Raw genomic sequence first — 18,487 nt, 5'->3', positions numbered from 1 at the left:
CATCAACAAATTAATTAACCAACAAAACAAATGTATGAAAAAAAGTACAGTGGACAATTGGCTTCCGCCCGGCCGGAGGTTGTATAAACTGTTAATTTTTATGAAGCTTTCTATGCTGCTTGTCACCCTTGCCTGTTTACACGTAAGCGCAAAGGTGCATTCTCAATCCACCATAACAGTGAAGCTCTCGCAGGTGCAGTTGGACAAAGCCCTCGCCCTGCTGGAGAAGAACAGCCATTACAGGTTTGTTTATAACGATGATAATCTTCCGTTAAACCATAAAATATCTATCGATGCAAAAGATTGGTCTATCGACAAAGTATTAAACGAAATCCTCGATAATACTTCCCTTCACTTCCGGAAAATGTCCGACAAACTGATCGTGATCGCCCCGGCGGCCGTGGTGAGTAAAGACAACCTGGTAAAAGGCCATGTAATAAATCCCGCCGGCGAAGTATTGCCAGGCGTAAGCGTAAGGCTCAAAAACACTTCCATAGGCACTGTTACGGATGTAAAAGGCGACTTTGAATTAAAGGTGCCCGAAAATGCCATCCTCGTACTTACCTATGTAGGCTTTGATCAGCAGGAGGTTTCACTCAACGGCCGGGAAACCCTGACCATCACCCTCGAACCTTCTAAAAATTCTATGGAAGAAGTGATCGTGGTAGGTTATGGTACACAGAAGAAACTAAACGTAACCGGCGCTATCGATCAGATTTCCGGCAAACAGCTGGCTGCACGCCCCATTGCCAATGTGATGCAGGGCTTACAGGGCCTCAGTCCCGGGCTGAATATCAGCTACCCCGGCGGCCGCCCCGGACAAACACCTACTATCAATATCCGCGGTATTGCCAGTATCAACGGTACTAACGGTAATGTGGCACCCCTCATCGTGATTGATGGTATTGCCGCCGTGATGGATGACCTGTTACGCATTAACCCTGCTGATATCGCGTCTATCTCCGTATTACGCGATGCCGCCTCTGCAGCCATTTATGGCGCACGCGCCGCCTACGGCGTTATTCTCATCACCACCAAACAAGGCACCAGCGGTGGTAAACAAACCGTCAGCTACAGTAACTACTTCGCTATGTCGCGCCGCACCGTTATGCCGGATGCGATCACTGATCCCTATATTTACTCGCGCGTATTGGAAACATCTACCGACAATACACCGTGGGACTATGTAAACTATTCCGACGAGTATTATAAATGGGCAAAGGAAAGATCCGAAAACCCTTCCCTGCCTGATACCCGTATTGATCCGAGCGATCCTACCAAATGGGCGTACATGGGCAGCAACAACTGGAATGATTACTTCTTCAGTAAAAGTAATTTCTCCCAGTATCATGCTATTTCCCTGAACGGCAGCGCAGAAACGGCGAAGAAATTACCTATCAGCTATCTCCTTTCTGCCGACTATACCAAAGAAAACGGTTTGAATAAGCTGGCCAAAGACGACTGGGGACGCTACGGATTACGCGGAAAACTCAGCCTTAAACCCATCAAATGGTTACAGGTAGATAATAACATGAACATCTACCAGACAAAGGCCGATGCCCCTGCATATAACATCACGGACGTGTACTACCTGCAACCCACCCAGGTAGCAGTGAACCCGGACGGCACCTGGGCCAATACCGCCGCCGGCAGACTGGCAGCCCAACTGGTAGACGGCGGACGCAACACGCAAACCCGTTTTGGATTCCAGGACATCATCCGCGGTGTGGCTTCTTTCCTCGACAACGACCTCACCATCACCGGTGACGCCAGCATCAAAAGAGAACTCTGGAAATACCACATCGACCAGAAAAAATATAAGATAGGCTATGGTCCGGACGATATCCGCCAGGAAGGCGGTAACGGCTCCGTTACAGAAAACAACGGTACTATCAGTCATGATGTAATAGACCTCTTCGCCAATTACCACAAAACCCTCGGTAAAGTACACAACATCACTTTACTGGCCGGGTACAACCAGGAGAGCTACGAATGGCAGCTGATCAAGGGTTCCAAGCAAAACCTGATCTCTTCTTCCCTCCCCTACATCGCGCTCACCAGCGGTGATCCTGCGGTAGGTACGGAATATTACTCGTATGCTATCCGGAGTTTTTTCGGGAGAATTAATTACACCTTTAAAGACCGCTACATCATAGAAGCAAATGGACGGTACGACGGATCTTCCCGTTTCCCTTCCAGCAACCGCTGGGGCCTGTTCCCTTCCGTTTCTGCCGCATGGATCGCCAGCGAGGAGAGCTTTATGCGGAACACCCTGCCGGTTATTTCCACGCTCAAATTCAGGGGATCATATGGTAGTTTGGGTAATCAGAGCGTAGCCTATTTTGGCTATCTCCAAACCCTGAAAACCAAAAAATCAGATTACCTGCCAGGTGGCAATGCCGGCCAGACGATTATTGCCGGCGCACCTTCCCTGCAGGTAGACCCGGCCAACTATACCTGGGAAAAAGTAACCACCACCAACGTGGGTACCGACATGGGCTTTGTGCAAAATAAATTCCAGGCCAGCTTCGACTACTTTATCCGCAACACCACCGGTATGCTGGCACAGGGCCAGGAATTACCAGCTGTATTGGGTACCGGCGCTCCCCAGCAAAACGTGGCCGATCTGTCGACCCGCGGATGGGAACTGAGCCTCGGCTACCGCAACGATCTTAATGTAGCCTCCAAACCGCTCGGCTTCGGCGTGAAAGTTATTTTGTCTGATGATAAAACAAAGATCACCCGGTTCCAGAACGAACAGAAACTCTTTGGCTCCAACTATTGGCCTGGTCAAACCTATGGCGAAATATGGGGACTCACCAACGACGGCTATTTCAAAAATAAAGATGAGATCAACAAACTGGATCAATCTGCCATTATCCCCTGGGGCGCCCTGGAAATTGTAGAAGGATGGCCTAAGTACAAAGACCTGGATGGTAACGGCAAAATTGAACGGGGTATTTCTGCCAAAGATCCCAAAGATCTGAAAGTGATCGGCAATACCAGTCCGCATTACCGCTTTGGTGTAAACCTGGATATGAACTGGAATGGCATCGATCTTTCCGTTTTCCTCCAGGGTATCGGGAAAATGGATTACTACCCGCATCACTATTTATTCTGGGGACCATACCAACAACCTTACGCCAGTATTTACCCCTGGAACCTCGACTACTACCGCGCTACAGCCGACAACGAAGCTACCCGCGCGCAGCATAGCGAGTCCTATATCAAAGCCGGACTGGCAGATGCCAATACCAATTCTTACTTCCCGGTATTACAATCGTGGCTGGCAGATAACAACGATAAAAAAGGACTGGATATCCCGCAATCCAAATACATGCTGAATGCGGCTTACCTGCGTATCAAGAATGTAACCCTGGGTTACACCCTGCCCGCATCACTCACCAGGCGCTATCATATTAATCGTTTACGCATCTACGTAACCGGCGAAAACATCTTTGAATTCTCTTCCATCAAAAAGTACCTGGATCCGGAATCCATTATTGATGGCTATGGATGGGCATATCCTTACCAGCGCAAATATGCAGTAGGATTAAATCTTGATCTGTAAAACCGGAACGTTAAACATTGCAACATGAAAAAATTTACGAGCTATATAATTATCGGGGTGATGGTGATCAGTGCTTCCTGTAAAAAGGACTTCCTCGATCGCTATCCACAGGACGCTATTTCCCCTGAACTGTTTTTTAAAACCGAGGAAGACCTGGCCCTGTATGTGAATGGTTTACTTGACCTGCCCGGTACCGGCGAATACCTCGGGGACCAGAACAGCGACAACGCCGCTACCACCGCCGCAGTGGAAGTAAAAAATATCATGATCGGCTCTCCCAGCTCTCAAACCATTACCAATGGCTGGGATTGGAAAAGGCTCCGTGACGTGAATTATTTCCTCGACAATTACAACAAAGCCGCTGTTACCCAGGACATCAAAGATCATTATGCCGGACTGGCCAGGTATTACAGGGCCGGATTTTACTTTGATAAAATTATCCGCTATTCAGATGTTCCCTGGTATGGCAGGTCATTAAATCCCGGCGACCCCGACCTGTTCAAAGGCCGCGATCCCCGTGCAATGGTGGTAGACAGTATGATGGCCGATCTCGTATTTGCCACTACACACATCCGCACCAGCGTACCCAGTGGCACACCGGGCTTATGGGCCGCCAAAATGCTCTACGCCCGTATCGCCCTGTTTGAAGGTACCTACCGTAAGTATCACCCGGAGCTCAACCTCACCGGCACCGCCGCACGCTTCCTCGACAGCGCGCGCGTTCAGGCGCAGGACATTATCAACTCCGGCAACTTCACCATATACAATACCGGTAAACCCGACCAGGATTATGCTGCGCTGTTCACCAGCCAGGACCTCCTGCTGAACAAAGAAGTGATCCTCGCCAATCCTTATGATATGAATAAAGGCCGCAGCGGCAGTATCAACGGTAACGTGTTCGGGGATTACGAACAATCCGTTTCCCGCGACCTGGTGCAAACCTACCTCATGAAAGATGGTAAACGATTTACCGATATTCCCGGTTATGATAAGCTGCCTTTTGTAGCCGAGTTCCAGAACAGGGATCCGCGTATGCGCCAAACCCTGGCAGGACCTGGCTTTACCCGTGCCGGCGACGCCAGGCCGTATATCCAGCGTCTTAACAAAAACTTCACCGGCTATCACCAGCTGAAAGGATACACCAACAGTACCGACCAGGTTATTACCAACAGCGTGGACTTCCCCGTATACCGCTATGCAGAAGCCCTGCTCACCTTTGCAGAAGCCAAAGCAGAACTGAATACGCTCACGCAAACCGACCTGGATCAATCCGTAAACCTGCTGCGCACCCGCGCCGGTATACCGGTTCTTGACCTGGCCACCAGCAATGCCAACCCTGATCCTGCGCAGGCCGCAAAATACCCGGATGTTACCGGCGCAATGAAAGGCGTGCTGCTGGAAATACGCCGCGAAAGAAGGATCGAATTTGCAATGGAAGGGTACCGCTATAATGACCTCATGAGATGGCATGCAGGCAAACTGCTGGAGAAGATCCCGGAAGGCATGTACTTCCCCGGGTTAGGTAAATTTGACCTTACCGGCGACGGTGTGGAAGATATTATCCTGATAGATAAAAGCACCGATATTCCTGCGGAAGATAAAAAAGAAAAGAATTCCCTCGGTATCACACTGGTTTATTACAAAGCCGGCAGCATCGGGGAAAGCGTAACGGTATACCTGAAAAATGGTACCGCAGGTGGCACACTGGTAACGGAAACGAACCTACGTAAGTTTACAGAACCCAAGTACTACTACCGCCCCGTACCTTACACGCAGGTAGCGCTGAATCCTGCACTGAAACAGATTTTCGACTGGCAATAAATCCTTTATGAATAGAAGAGATATCCTCAAACACACCGGGCTCCTGGCAGCCGGCACCCTCCTGGGGCCGGCCGCCGTGAAGGCCGCTGTAAGCGGTAAACGTACCCCGGTACTAACCGTAGCGCATATAACGGATGTGCATATACGTGAAGACCTCAACGCACCGGCAAGATTTAAAAAATGCCTGGAGGAAATCAAAACCAAAAAGGTGGACTTCTTCCTCAACGGCGGCGACTCTATCTTCGATGCCTCCTATGACACCGTAAAAAGGGAAAGGGTTACACAGCTCTGGCAGGTCTGGGATGAATGCATCAGCAGCCTGAAATCATATGATGTTTACAGCTGCATCGGTAATCATGATACCTGGTGGAAGGCGCCCACCAAAGACGACAGCATGTATGGGAAAGACTATGTAGTAAAGCGGCTGAACATTCCGCACCGGTATTACAGCTTCACCCGCAAAGGCTGGCACTTCATTATCCTGGATGGCAACAATGAAAAAATAGCCCTGGATGAAGAACAGTACCAGTGGCTGGAACAGGACCTGGAAAAGTTGCCGGCAGGAACGCCTACCCTGCTGATGTCGCACTACCCTATCCTGGGAATTACTCCCATCCTCGTAGGTGGCGGCCACTCCGATCATCAGCGGTTGAAAGCCCTCTTTTTTAAACACCGCGACAAAGTAAAGGTATGCCTCAGCGGGCATAATCATCTTTCTGATAACGCAGTTTACAATGGCGTGCGTTACTGCTGCAATGGTGCTATGAGTGGCTTCTGGTGGGAAAAAGGTGATAAGGAATCTGCCGGGGAGGGTTATTACTTTGAAACGCCTCCGGGTTATGCTATCCTGAAATTATATGCAGATGGTGAAGTGGAAAACGAATATTTCGCACACACCTGATTCTTGAAATAAAAGGGGGCTGACCAACAGGTATTGGTCAGCCCCTTTTTCATTACCGGAACTGTGCCAGTTCCCCGGCATCAAACACCCATTCCGGCGTTAACAGCTTTCCCGTAAAACCGGCCTGGTACCAGGGCGTAGCGGCGCCGGGATTCTTTAATACATGGATATCCTGCGCAGGCATGTAACTCTGCGCCAGCAGAAAAATCCTTTCACCGGCGGCATTCTGCGCCACATCCATTACCATCACCGCATGACCGGGAGCGCCCCCTTTAATAAAAACATTTCCGGGTAGTATTTTACGTGTATCCTTTACCGGTAGCAGCTCCTTGCTGAGCGATAAGGTACCTGCCCAGGAGAACACCGTTTCGAGGTAGTTGCTGAAACAGGCCGGCCCGCTGCATGGCGCGGCCTTTCTCACTTTCACGAGGCGGTTTTGTTTTAATACAAACCGGTCGCCTTTCATCCAGCTGTTGTAATCCATCAGTGTGCCATCGGTAGCGTGAAAAGCAATCTTCCCAAACTGTTTGCTATCGTACAGGTATTCTGCATACAGGCGGATCACCGCATCCGCGCATTGCTGTAAGTCTTTGTTGCCGGTAGAAATATCCAGTACGGCGTATTGTGCCTGTTGATTGTTTTTTAAATGCCCGTTATAAAGATATACTTTGTTGTCCTGCTTCAGGGGCATGGCCCGCAGCCAGGCGCCAAAACTGCCGGCCGGTTGCGGCAGGCGCGTAAACCCGGCGGGAAGCGGAAGCGCGCCAACAGATGCAGGACGGGTTGCTCCATTGGAAAACGGGGGACTAACGACAGACACAGCCAGTGCGGATAACTGCCAGGCATATACGAAATGGGCCGGTAAAGTAAGGATTGCTATCAGTAATATGGTCAATCTGCGGGTGCTCATCATAACAATGAATTTCAGGAAAGATGCCGTTCCCGGATTTTTCCATAAAATTATTTTCTGAGCGCCGGGGTGAGTATCCGCTGGATAGTGGGTGTTTTTAATTCTTTTCCTATAAATACCAGTGTGGAAGATGGCGTGGCACTGCCCCACTCTCCTGCCGGTTGTATGTGGAGGTATTTCCCGGTGGATTGTACCAGCATTCTTTCAGGCGTGTCCTTTATGCGGACATATCCTTTGATGCGGTACAGCTGATCCGGGTATGCGTTGAAATGAAGATCCAGTACAAATACCAGCATGTTCAGATCAAAGGCTTCCGGCGATTCAAACAATACCGTATTCACTTTATGCGGATGTTTCACCGGTGCAACAGGTGCGATAGTGGCGCCTATTGATTTTTCGGGAAAATGCAACTCTTTCAGTGGTACAAACCCATCTTCTGAAGTGGTGATGAATGCCAGCGGGTTCATTTGTTCCAGCTGTTGGGAAAGATAGATCAGTTGCGGTACGGCGAGCTGCTTTATTTTATTGATGATGATCACGTCTGCACAGGAAAGTTGTTTACCGGCTTCCGGTACCTGCTGCAGTCTTTCAAAGATATTCTCTGCATCTACCACACAAATGGTGCTCACCAGTTCGTAATGCCGTTGTACATCGGGCATATGGAACATCCCGATGATGTTGCCTACATCCGCAATACCGGTTGTTTCAATAAACACATGGTCCGGGCGTTCTTCTTTTTGCAGGATGTTTCCCAGTACTTCCAGCAGATCATTGTCCAGTGAGCAGCAGATACAGCCACTGGTGAGTTCATACAGCTGGTCTATTTTTTCGGTGATGAGGCCGGCGTCGATATTTACCTTGCCAAACTCATTTTCGATTACAATATTATTGTGCCCGCTGAACTGCCGCAACAGGCTGTTCAGCACCGTGGTTTTGCCCGCCCCGAGGAACCCGGTCAGTATGTACACCTTCACACGTTCATCTTTACCCATATCTCTTCTTATAGAAAATTAAAAAATAAATACCCAATACAATCAGCGGGATGCTCAGCAGCTGTCCCATATCCAGCAGGCGCCCGTTTTCAAAAGCCACCTGGTTTTCTTTCACAAATTCAATCCCGAAGCGGGCGCTGAATACGGTTGTCAGCAGCCAGCCAAATAGTTTACCGGGCTCCGCGCGCATACGGTACAGGAACCACAGCCATCCAAAAATGAGGAGATACGCCAACGCTTCATACAGCTGCGCCGGATGACGCGGTATATCATCCACTCTTGTAAATACCACCGCCCAGGGCAGCGTGGACGGTGTACCAATAATTTCGGAGTTAAAGAAATTGCCGGTCCTGATAAACGCCCCTGCCAGCGGCACCACCAGCGCCAGGTGATCCAGCAGCCACATCAGCGGCACCCGGAAACGGTAACTGAAAAGTACAGAAGCCAGTACAATACCAATGGCAGCGCCATGACTCGCCAATCCCTGGTAGCCGGTGAAAGTGAACTGACCACCCGAAAAAGTAAACGGCAGGATCATCTCCCAAATATGTTCCCTGTAATATGCCCAGTCGTAAAACAAACAATGCCCGAGGCGCGCACCGATCAGCGTACCCATTATGATATACACCAGCAGGCGGTTCAGCATTTCGCGCGACTGCCGCTCCCGCCGGAATACATACAGCAATATCATATACGAGGCCGCAAAAGCCAGCATAAAGCCCAAACTATAATACCGCAGTGCAAAGCCGCCGATACGGAAAATTTCAGGGGAAACACCCCAGTGTAAAAAGAGCATCAGGATCTGGTTCGTTATATCCTGCAAACATAATGAAACAAATATAACAAATAAAATAATTTGCAACAACGTTGCATATCAAAATACCTGTCTCTGCAAATCTCAACCTGAAAATTTATCTTTGTCCGCATGTCGCTATTTATTACATCATTGAATTCGGGAAGCAACGGAAACTGTTATTACATTGGGAATGACAGTGAAGCCGTGCTGGTAGACGCAGGGATTTCGTGCAGGGAAACCGAAAAAAGGATGACCCGCCTGGGCCTCACCATGAGCAAGGTAAAAGCGATATTTATTTCACATGAGCATATTGATCATATCCGGGGAGTAACGGTGCTGGCAAAAAAATACCGTCTGCCCGTGTATATCACCAATATGACAATGGTGCATGGCGGCCTCACCCTGGAAGAACAGCTGGTGATGTCGTTTAACCCCTACGAACCGGTACAGATTGGCGCCCTGTCGGTAACTGCCTTCCCAAAACATCACGACGCATCAGAGCCGCATAGTTTTATTGTGGCCGGCAATGCAGTCACCATCGGGATCTTTACAGATATCGGCGCGCCCTGTGAGCATGTGATCCGTCATTTTCAGCAATGTCATGCGGCTTTCCTGGAAGCCAACTACGACGAAGAGATGCTGGACAAAGGCAGATACCCTTACTACCTGAAAAAGCGCATCCGGGGCGGAAAAGGACATTTATCCAATAAACAGGCGCTGGAAATATTTACTACCTACCGGCCACCGTTTATGAGCCATCTCCTGCTGGCCCATCTTTCCCGTGATAATAACAGCCCTGCGCTGGTGCAGGAACTTTTTGACCAGCACGCTAACGGCACACAGATCGTAGTGGCTTCCCGTTTTGAGGAAACAGCGGTATACCACATTTCGGTCCGCAATGCCTGCGAAGTTCTGCCACAGAATGATTAAACGCTTCTACACTTCAACCCGTCTTTTAATCCCCGTTTATAGCTACGCCCCTGTCAGTGCCACTCCGCCTGGTACTGGTATGCTTTATGGTAGATACCTGGTACATCTAAACAAAAATATCATGGAAACTATAACACCAACTGCCACTAACGAAGTATTGAACGACCTGATCGCCATCAACAATGATCGTATTGCAGGTTATGAAAAAGCGTTGAAGGAACTGGAAGAAGGTAATAGCGACCTGAGACCGCTTTTTACCGATATGATTGCAGAAAGTCACCAGCTTAGAAATGCACTCGGTAACGAGGTACAGGCAAACGGCGGAACAATGGATTCAGGCACCACTGCCAGCGGTAAAGTTTATCGCGCCTGGATGGATGTAAAAGCCGTTTTTACCGGCCATGACCGTAAAACCATCCTCTCCAACTGCGAAGCCGGGGAAGATGCCGCACAGAGAGCCTATAAAGATGCCATAGAGCATGAAGCACTGCCGGCTTACATCAAAGAATTATTAACCCAGCAAAAAGCAGAGCTGAGGCGCTCACATGACCAGATAAAAGCATTACGGGACCAGGCTAAGTAAAACAAAGAGTATATCATTATCACCAGCAGCAGGAACGGGTTCCTGCTGCTTTTTTGTTTGGGAGAAAAATAACGGCGAATTATTATCTTGCAGACAAACCATTGCCACTATGGATCATGTATTGCCCGCCTGGTATGATCGGCTCATGAAAAAATACCCGGTAGTAACCCAGGCAGAATGGCAGTTACTGGATAACATTGCCACCGTAAAGCACATAAAAAAAGGAGACGCCTTCCTGAGATACGGCAAAGTAGCGCGCTACTCGGCCTTTGTTATCTCCGGCATGTTCAAATTTGCTATTGTTGATGAAGAAGGAAATGAGAAGATCGTAAAATTCAGCTTCGCAGATGATTTCCTCGCCAACTGCGAAAGCTATAATAAAAAAGCGCCTTCCGCTATCAGCATTATTGCCGTGGAAGACGCCGTGGTATTGAGAATAAATATCAAAAAACTGCAGCCCCTGTACGACCTGCATATGAATCTGCTGCATGTAAACCTGCAACTGTACCAGGAACTATTGGAGCAGCAATCCGAACACCAATATATCCTTTCTTTAAAAAGTCCGCTGCAGCGTTACCGGTTCCTGCTGGAACGGCGCCCCGCCATCATACAGAAAATATCGCTCACCAATATTGCGCGGTACCTGTATACCAGCCGGGAAGCGTTGAGCAGGGCGCGGTTATTCCTCCTGGACCAGACCCGTAACTTTTGTGACTGAGATCACGGCCGCTCAATTTTCCCCGCAATAGTTTTGTATCAAAAAAGATATGAAACAAAGCATGATCTTATTGCACGGACTTTTCGGCGGGCTTAGTAACTGGGAAGGCGTTGTTACACATTTTCAACCGCAGTACGATATACATATTCCATCTCTTCCGATTTATGATGCGCATACCAGCGACCAGCTGGGATACCTTGTTGATTTTCTTAGTCAGTATATCCGGGAGGCAGGGCTCCAAGATGTAATCCTGGTGGGCAATTCACTGGGAGGACATGTGGCGATCCTGTACACACACCGCCACCCTGAACAGGTAGCCCGGTTAATCCTCACCGGCAGTTCCGGTCTTTATGAAAATACCAGTATGGGTAGTTATCCTAAGCGGGGTAATTATGCGTACATAAAAGAACGCGTAGCCTATACTTTTTATGACCCGGCAGTTGCCACTGATGCATTGGTGGCAGAAGTGTTTCAAACTACCACTGATGCGCAGAAATGCTACTGTATTGTGAGGATGGCAAAATCTGCCAACCGTAATTATGTGGCGGCCATACTACCGGAAATACCTATACGAACATTACTGATCTGGGGAACAGAAGACAAAATTACTCCGCCGGAAGTAGCCCTGGAATTCAGGCATCATTTGCCGCATGCCACATTGGTGATGATTGACGAATGTGGGCATGCGCCTATGATGGAGCGACCGGCGGAGTTCAATAAAATTTTAGAGACGTTCCTTGCGGAGATTTAATTCTTACGTAGTAATAATTTCCGGTAAGCCAGCCAGCCCAATGCGCCTGCCAGCAGGAAAGGCCACAGCTGAATAAAGAAAAGGAGAATGTTGCGGAAAATTTCAGCGCCGTTACGCAGGGCTACCAGCAGCTCTGTGCCAAAGCCGGCGCGGGTTACACGGTCGGGGTTAATGACCACCTGTTCATCTGTTACCTGTGGCTGGAACAACTGCACTGTAAAAGTGGAATAAGCTACATCGTCGAGGATCACGAGGTTATCCATTTGCCGGTCGATAGCCATATCTGCTTTCTGATCTTTGTACTCCACCACATCCAGCGTGGTGCCTTTCTTTGCGGGCGTAACTTTACTCAGCTGTGCTTCCTGTTTTTCCTGGTGTTCATTCTTTAACGCATTGGCCAGGTATTTCAGGGTCATGTCCTGATCTTTTACCACGCGGTAATCAATATATCCTGCCGTGGCCGTGAGGGAATACACCACTGAGTCGAGATGCTCTACTGGTACCTTCAGGGTGAGGTTCGCAGTGGGTGTGTACAGCTGAACATCCTTCACTGAGTCGGCGGAATAAGGCACGCGGAAGTGTTGTACGGATTCGTTTTGCAGATTGCTTTCCACTACAATTCCACCGAGGCGTGTTACCAGTTGCTCCATGCGGGAGGTAGCCTGAAACACGTTACTGACGCGGCATCGCACGTCGGCGGATTTTACTCTTTTGCGGGAAGCGGAATTAAGTTTTGTGATGTCGTTGGAGAAAGACGTGGAATCAGCAGTGGCTGCATAGTCTCTCATTTCTTTGTTCATACCACCCTGGCAGGCACACAGAGCCAGCAGGGGTATACCCAGGTAATAGAGTGAAAGGCGCATAACAGGAGAATTTAACCTTTATACAGATCACGCAGAAAAGGTAACCTTTCAGAAATGTTAAAGTGGTTTTAACGGGTTACATGATAACATGATTTAGTATCTTTAGGTAAGATATAAAATGCCATGCCCGTACTTCCTCAGAAATATCAGACCAGGAAAGCAGCAATTACTGCCGACTTTATTGCTGCGGTGAATGAACACATCGACCAGGTGATGGACGGCAGCCTAGACCAGATGTATCATATCAAAGACTTTGCCCGCCAGTTGTATATTCACCCGGTGCATCTCAGCAATACCATTAAGCTGCACACAGGTCATGCGCCATGTTATTTTTTTGAAATGAGATTAATGGAAGAAGCAAGGAAGATGTTACAAAATCCATTGCTTACGGTAACAGATATTGCCACGAAACTCACGTTCGACAATTCCAACTTTACCAAATTTTTCAAACGGTTTGAAGGGGTTACGCCTTCTCAATACAGGCTGCAGCATGCGGCTGCCTCAGAGGTAGCGCTGCAGGTAGATGGGCTTTAGGAAGTAATAGTTATTCAGGGGTTTGTTATCGAACAGGTCGCCGTCATCAAAATAGAAACCATTAGTAAACTCCGTTTTGGAGTTGAGTTGTATTTTACCCGTGCTGTGTTCTACAATAAAATACACCGGGATGATCACATGATACTTACCACTTTTCCCGGTAAATTTATTCCATTTAATATCCAGTTCTTCCAGCCTGAAGAGGCGTGGTTTCAGGTTACCGGCCAGGTTGGTGGAGCAATCCAGCTTGGTGATAACGCCGTGATCGATTTCTGCTTTTATGGAGAAAGCAAGACTGGTAGCGCCACCTTTCATGGGGACAAGGGCAGAATCCATAAACCGGCTTAGCTGCTGATAAGTATCGTTGAATGAAGGGGTTTGTGCTATGGAGCTGATACCGGAAAAAAGAATGCCTATGCTGAGGAAAATGATATAGAAACAGTTAAATCTCATAATATCAGTTTTTCATCTGGAATAACGTTCACGCCTATCCTGTTTTACTGTATAGTTAAGTTACGATTTCTTCCGGCTAAAAAGATCGCAGGCGTAGAAAAAATTCAATATAATTGAAAGGCACGAGGTTGCATATGGCAGGTAAATATTATTTAAGGGCGGTTGTCTTTCTCCTTTCAGCTTCGCCGGGAGAAAGACAACCACGGTATTTACACGCCTGCCGGTTGCGGCGTTGCCGCTTTGAGCTTTTTACGGTGCAGGTAATGCGCGATCCCTATTTCCAGGCAGGGTATGGCGAGGATAAGCAGGAAGGTGATCAATACACCTTTTTGTAATCCTTTCAGGAAGTGATCAACCTGGATAAGGGCGATATTGATAAACAGGCCACCATTGATGATGGCGGTAATCTTTGTTTCCATGAGATCCGCGCTGACACCCTCTTCAAGACCAATTTTTTCCGAGAGCATTTTGCGGATATATTTTTTGATGGTATAGGCGATGCCTGCACCTTTGGTGGTACGCAGCATAAAGGCGGCTAGTTTGCCCCGTACGCCATCCTGAGCGGCCTGCTGTTCCAGCGTAGTGCCGTATACGTTATAGATCAGCGTGCCCGCAGTATCAATGAGCTGGTTGGTGGAAAGCTTTGATACGTCGGTTGGGCGGCCATCCGGCTGGCGGAACAGGGATTGAATTGCTGAAGAGGCTTGTTGATCAAATCCTGCCGGTACATGCTTTGAGTATACGTCTGCATGCGTTTTTATATCTTTACGGAGACTATTAAAAAAGCCCCATTTAAACGCAAAGAACCCTGCCAGCAGCGGCAATACGAAAAACCAGCACCAGGCAATAAAGCGGAGTATCTTCCCGGAACGGGGTACCAGTATAAATTTCCGCAATAAGATCACTAATACTACAGCGATTATAAAAGCAGTGAGACCGGTTAAAAAGGCTCCCCACATAAATTTTCCGGGGTTGGTAAATTCTCCGATGAGGTTAAAGTAGTTAACAACAGATTTCATGGGTGGTTAATTATTGAAGGCACAATATAATTGAAAACCTGTTTCCCTACTTCCCCAGGAGATTAATATTTTTTTGGAGAAAATAAAAAAACATCTACTTTTACATACCAAATGGTCGGTTTTTATGAATGACTCAAGAGAATTAATATTAAATACGTCCCTGAAGCTGTTCCTGCAAAAGAGCTTTAAGGAGGTTACCATGAAAGAGATAGTTACGGAAACGGGCATGTCTAAAGGAGCCTTCTATCATTATTTCAGCAGTAAGGAACAGGTGTTTGAGGAAGTGATCCGTTTTTTTTATGGAGACATTATGTCCGTGGATTATAACTCTTTCTCCCAAAATTCCCTGCGGGAGTTCTATCATGATTACCTGAACCATGTTGGCAAACAGATGAAAGTGGCTAAATATGTGCTTGGCGCCAATGATGGGAACGCTTTCAACTCCAATCACTACCTGCTCATTTTTGACGCCCTGAAAATACTGCCTGATTTCAAGGCTCACCTGCTGGAGCGGCAGAAAGAAGAGCTCCGGTCGTGGGTAGAAATAATAAAAACGGCGAAAAAGAAAGGCGAAATTAAATCTGCTATGGCCGACGCCACCATTGCCAGGCTATTTATTTTCAGCGGGGATGGTATGGGGATCAACTACATCATAGCCGATACCCTTGATAAAACAAAGAAGGAATTACAGGTGCTGTGGGATGGCTTGTATACTACGCTGAAACCATAGTTGCAGGTATGGCACACCTGAATATCTTTATATGCTTTAAAACGATTTATACCTTTCCAACTGCGTGCATAACAGCACGCTTTTTTTAAACAGCAGAACATACCGACTGGTCGGGATTAGATTACAGCCAACAAGCTAATCCCATAAAACCCATTTCTTAAAACAAAAACAAATTCATCTCATAAAAAACAAACTCATCTCTCATCTATAAAACAAACCGATCGTTCGGTTTTATAATAACATACAAACAAAATTTTATGAAAAAGAAGCCATTAAGATTACTGATCTTCTCACTGGTGCTCATAGCCGCAGCAGGCAGTGGAATATACTTCTGGCTGAAGTCAGGCGCATTCACTTCTACAGACAATGCACAACTCGACGGTGATATTGTAACCATCCGTTCCGGCGTAACCGCCTATATAGACGCGATCCGTTTTACAGATAACCAACCCGTGAAAAAAGGAGATACGCTGGTGCTGATGAACACCGTTGCCCTCCAGGCGAAAGTGCAACAAGCCCTGGCCCTGCTTGAAAATGCAGAACAAAACCTCAGCGCCGCCGACCTGAAAGCATTGGCCAGCAGTCAGAATGCAAGCGCCTCCCTTCAGAATGCCGCATCAGATAAACAAACCATCGCTGCCGCTACTGCTAATCTCGCCAAAGCGCAGAAAGACTTCGACCGCTCAGAGGAACTGCTCCGCATCAAAGCTACCACCCAGGAACAACACGAAGCCGCCAAAACCACGCTCCTGCTGGCAAAAGCCGATTATGAAAAAGCAGTGAGCCACGAAAGGAGCACACTCACCACTTCCTTTGGCCTTGAAACACAGGCGCGCGCAGAACACCGGCAGATATCCGCCACACAGGCGCTCGTGAAACAACGCCAGGCCGAACTGAAACTGGCACAGGAAGAACTGAGCCATGCGTATGTGACCGCACCGTTCGACGGCTTTGTTACCAAAAGGGTGATCAAGGAAGGCCAGTACATCAGCACCGGCCAAACACTCTGCGCCATCATCGACAACCAGCACCTGTGGGTAACCGCAAACTTCAAGGAAACGGAACTGCATAAAATTAAAACGGGCCAACCCGTGGAAATAACGCTGGACGCCTATCCCGGCGCAGCCCTCTCCGGCCATGTGGCTTCGTTTACCGGCGCTACGGGCGCTAAGTTTTCCCTGTTGCCACCCGATAATGCCACCGGCAACTTTATAAAAATAACCCAACGCTTCCCCATCCGCATCACCCTGGATCACCCTGCCACTAAAGCTATTGGCCTGTTTCCCGGTTTGAGCGCCTTTGTGAAGATTAATATCCAATAACATGACACCAGATTCTTCTGCAACCATCACCTACCCCACCGGGGCGGCCAAATGGATATTAGTGGCCACCGCCGTATCCTGTGCGATACTGGAACTCATCGATACCACCGTGGTAAATGTATCGCTGCGGGAAATCAGCGGTAACATAGGCGCTACCACTACGGAAATAGCCTGGGTTATCACAGCCTACAGCATCGCCAACGTGATCGTTATTCCGTTATCAGGCATGCTCTCCAACCTGTTTGGCAGAAAACGTTACTTCACAGGTTCTGTGCTGCTCTTCACCTTTTCCTCATTTATGTGTGGCTGCTCCGATAGCCTCTGGATGCTGGTAGCGTGGCGCTTTGTTCAGGGCATCGGTGGCGGCGGACTCCTGTCTACCGCGCAAAGCATCATCATGGATGCCTTTCCGCCGGAAGAAAGAACCACCGGTTTGGTGGTGTTCGGGCTGGGCATCATACTGGGTCCTTCCTTCGGGCCGATACTGGGTGGCTATATCACGGATAATTCCTCCTGGCACTGGATCTTCTTCCTGAACGTGCCAATAGGCGTAGTGGCCGCCTTCCTCTCCTGGAAGTTTGTAGCTGACCTGCCGGGAATTGTAAAACCGAAGATAGATGTGCTGGGGATTGTATTCCTCGCTATTGGGATCGGCTCCCTCCAGTATATCCTGGAAGAAGGCACCACCGCCGACTGGTTTTCCAGCAATGATATCACCTTCTTTTTTATCCTGGCTGTTATTGGCCTGATCCTGTTTGTGATCCGGGAACTCAATACCAGTGAGCCTGCGGTAAACCTCCGGTTATACCGCAACTTCAACCTGGCGATGGGAAGTCTCATGAACCTGATTGTAGGCATTATCATGACCGGCACCCTCTTCATTTTCCCTTTGTTTGTACAGGTCTCGCTGGGATGGACCGCCACCCAAACAGGCGCCTTCATGATTCCGGGCATGCTGGTAACCGTAGTGGGAATGGTGATTACAAAAAAAACTCTGGAGAAAGGCGTGAATCCGAAGGTCATTATCCTTACCGGGCTGGCGCTTACCAGCATCTACCTGGTGATGTTATCTTTTTCCTCACCGGATTCCAACGCCGGCGATTTCTTCTGGCCCTTTATGATACGGGGCGTAGGCGCTATCCTGATGGTAATGCCCGTGCTGGGACTGGCCACCGCCGGTCTTACCGGTAAAGACCTCGCGCAGGCTGTAGGCTTATCAAATATGCTGCGGCAGCTGGGCGGCGCGCTGGGCGTGGCTTTGCTGAATATCTATCTCAGTCATGAAAATGCGTATGTACGCAATAACATGATCCCCTTCATCAATCCATACAACCCGGTGAGCACAGATTACGTGAACGGGATCACTCAAAGCATGGCCGCCAATGGCTACGGACCGGATGAGTCATCACAACTGGCCTGGCAACTCACGGATGCAGCACTCAACAAACAAGCGCTGCTGGTAAGTTACAATCATGGCTTCATGATCGTAGCGCTTATCATGCTGCTGGCAGTACCGCTCATCTTAATGATCCGGTACAAGGAAACGGCTGCCCCGGTAGTGATGACAGATGCCCATTAATCAATGTAAAAATG

17 protein-coding genes are annotated in these 18,487 nt (G+C 48.5%); 11 read left to right on the top strand and 6 right to left on the bottom strand.

Annotated features, from left to right (window positions below):
* Positions 1 to 100: 100 nt before the first annotated feature.
* The 3 genes from B5Z18_RS27305 to B5Z18_RS27295 are packed head-to-tail and all read left to right on the top strand — an operon-like array spanning position 101 to position 6,293.
* Positions 101 to 3,571, top strand: a complete 3,471-nt coding sequence (locus B5Z18_RS27305; RefSeq protein ID WP_159454449.1) for a SusC/RagA family TonB-linked outer membrane protein — start codon at positions 101 to 103, stop codon at positions 3,569 to 3,571.
* A gap of 24 nt (positions 3,572 to 3,595) precedes the next feature.
* Positions 3,596 to 5,392 carry a RagB/SusD family nutrient uptake outer membrane protein gene (locus tag B5Z18_RS27300; protein ID WP_079472728.1) on the top strand — a complete coding sequence of 599 codons (1,797 nt, stop codon included), beginning with the start codon at positions 3,596 to 3,598 and terminating at the stop codon, positions 5,390 to 5,392.
* 7 nt (positions 5,393 to 5,399) lie between these two features.
* The gene (locus B5Z18_RS27295) at positions 5,400 to 6,293 is read left to right on the top strand and encodes a metallophosphoesterase family protein (protein WP_079472727.1); all 894 of its coding nucleotides are present in this window, start codon (positions 5,400 to 5,402) and stop codon (positions 6,291 to 6,293) included.
* 52 nt (positions 6,294 to 6,345) lie between these two features.
* On the opposite strand, the gene B5Z18_RS27290 is transcribed toward B5Z18_RS27295, so the two are convergent.
* From B5Z18_RS27290 to lgt, 3 genes are read right to left on the bottom strand one after another with little or no spacing between them, the layout of a single operon-like run.
* A complete protein-coding gene (locus B5Z18_RS27290; RefSeq protein ID WP_079472726.1) occupies positions 6,346 to 7,206 on the bottom strand; it encodes a DUF4846 domain-containing protein in 861 nt (286 codons plus the stop codon).
* Positions 7,207 to 7,253: 47 nt separating this feature from the next.
* Complete coding sequence (locus B5Z18_RS27285) at positions 7,254 to 8,195, bottom strand: CobW family GTP-binding protein (RefSeq protein WP_079472725.1); 942 nt, start codon at positions 8,193 to 8,195, stop codon at positions 7,254 to 7,256.
* The gene (gene lgt / locus B5Z18_RS27280) at positions 8,188 to 8,991 is read right to left on the bottom strand and encodes a prolipoprotein diacylglyceryl transferase (RefSeq protein WP_079473110.1); all 804 of its coding nucleotides are present in this window, start codon (positions 8,989 to 8,991) and stop codon (positions 8,188 to 8,190) included. The genes B5Z18_RS27285 and lgt overlap by 8 nt, the downstream gene beginning before the upstream one ends.
* A gap of 129 nt (positions 8,992 to 9,120) precedes the next feature.
* Between lgt and B5Z18_RS27275 the strand changes: the two genes are divergently transcribed.
* From B5Z18_RS27275 to B5Z18_RS27260, 4 genes are all read left to right on the top strand, one after another.
* Positions 9,121 to 9,921 carry an MBL fold metallo-hydrolase gene (locus B5Z18_RS27275; RefSeq protein WP_079472724.1) on the top strand — a complete coding sequence of 267 codons (801 nt, stop codon included), beginning with the start codon at positions 9,121 to 9,123 and terminating at the stop codon, positions 9,919 to 9,921.
* 121 nt (positions 9,922 to 10,042) lie between these two features.
* The gene (locus tag B5Z18_RS27270) at positions 10,043 to 10,504 is read left to right on the top strand and encodes a ferritin-like domain-containing protein (protein WP_079472723.1); all 462 of its coding nucleotides are present in this window, start codon (positions 10,043 to 10,045) and stop codon (positions 10,502 to 10,504) included.
* Between the two features lie 109 nt (positions 10,505 to 10,613).
* Complete coding sequence (locus tag B5Z18_RS27265; protein ID WP_079472722.1) at positions 10,614 to 11,222, top strand: Crp/Fnr family transcriptional regulator; 609 nt, start codon at positions 10,614 to 10,616, stop codon at positions 11,220 to 11,222.
* Between the two features lie 61 nt (positions 11,223 to 11,283).
* Positions 11,284 to 11,973 (top strand): alpha/beta fold hydrolase, encoded by a 690-nt coding sequence (locus B5Z18_RS27260; protein WP_079473109.1) that lies wholly within the window; start codon positions 11,284 to 11,286, stop codon positions 11,971 to 11,973.
* Here B5Z18_RS27260 and B5Z18_RS27255 read toward each other — a convergent pair.
* On the bottom strand, positions 11,970 to 12,836 hold the full coding sequence (locus B5Z18_RS27255; RefSeq protein ID WP_079472721.1) for a DUF4349 domain-containing protein: 867 nt from the start codon (positions 12,834 to 12,836) through the stop codon (positions 11,970 to 11,972). The two genes, B5Z18_RS27260 and B5Z18_RS27255, sit on opposite strands and share 4 nt — an antisense overlap.
* Positions 12,837 to 12,959: 123 nt before the next feature.
* On the opposite strand from B5Z18_RS27255, the gene B5Z18_RS27250 reads away from it, so the two are divergent.
* Positions 12,960 to 13,370 (top strand): helix-turn-helix domain-containing protein, encoded by a 411-nt coding sequence (locus tag B5Z18_RS27250; protein WP_079472720.1) that lies wholly within the window; start codon positions 12,960 to 12,962, stop codon positions 13,368 to 13,370.
* Here the strand turns inward: B5Z18_RS27250 and B5Z18_RS27245 are convergent.
* Together B5Z18_RS27245 and B5Z18_RS27240 are read right to left on the bottom strand one after the other, a co-directional pair.
* The gene (locus B5Z18_RS27245) at positions 13,338 to 13,823 is read right to left on the bottom strand and encodes a hypothetical protein (RefSeq protein ID WP_079472719.1); all 486 of its coding nucleotides are present in this window, start codon (positions 13,821 to 13,823) and stop codon (positions 13,338 to 13,340) included. The genes B5Z18_RS27250 and B5Z18_RS27245 overlap by 33 nt on opposite strands.
* A 209-nt stretch (positions 13,824 to 14,032) precedes the next feature.
* Positions 14,033 to 14,842 (bottom strand): hypothetical protein, encoded by an 810-nt coding sequence (locus tag B5Z18_RS27240; RefSeq protein ID WP_079472718.1) that lies wholly within the window; start codon positions 14,840 to 14,842, stop codon positions 14,033 to 14,035.
* A gap of 124 nt (positions 14,843 to 14,966) precedes the next feature.
* Here B5Z18_RS27240 and B5Z18_RS27235 point away from each other — a divergent pair, with 124 nt between their 5' ends.
* The 3 genes from B5Z18_RS27235 (at position 14,967) to B5Z18_RS27225 (ending at position 18,473) form a co-directional block, all read left to right on the top strand.
* A complete protein-coding gene (locus tag B5Z18_RS27235) occupies positions 14,967 to 15,572 on the top strand; it encodes a TetR/AcrR family transcriptional regulator (RefSeq protein WP_079472717.1) in 606 nt (201 codons plus the stop codon).
* A gap of 257 nt (positions 15,573 to 15,829) precedes the next feature.
* Positions 15,830 to 16,894, top strand: a complete 1,065-nt coding sequence (locus B5Z18_RS27230) for an HlyD family secretion protein (protein ID WP_079472716.1) — start codon at positions 15,830 to 15,832, stop codon at positions 16,892 to 16,894.
* Position 16,895: 1 nt separating this feature from the next.
* Positions 16,896 to 18,473, top strand: coding sequence for a DHA2 family efflux MFS transporter permease subunit (locus tag B5Z18_RS27225; protein WP_079472715.1), 1,578 nt, complete (start codon positions 16,896 to 16,898; stop codon positions 18,471 to 18,473).
* The last annotated feature ends 14 nt before the right edge of the window (positions 18,474 to 18,487 follow it).

This window comes from Chitinophaga ginsengisegetis, assembly GCF_900168065.1.
Classification (GTDB): Bacteria; Bacteroidota; Bacteroidia; order Chitinophagales; family Chitinophagaceae; genus Chitinophaga; species Chitinophaga ginsengisegetis.
This window is presented reverse-complemented; position numbering and strand designations above follow the sequence as displayed.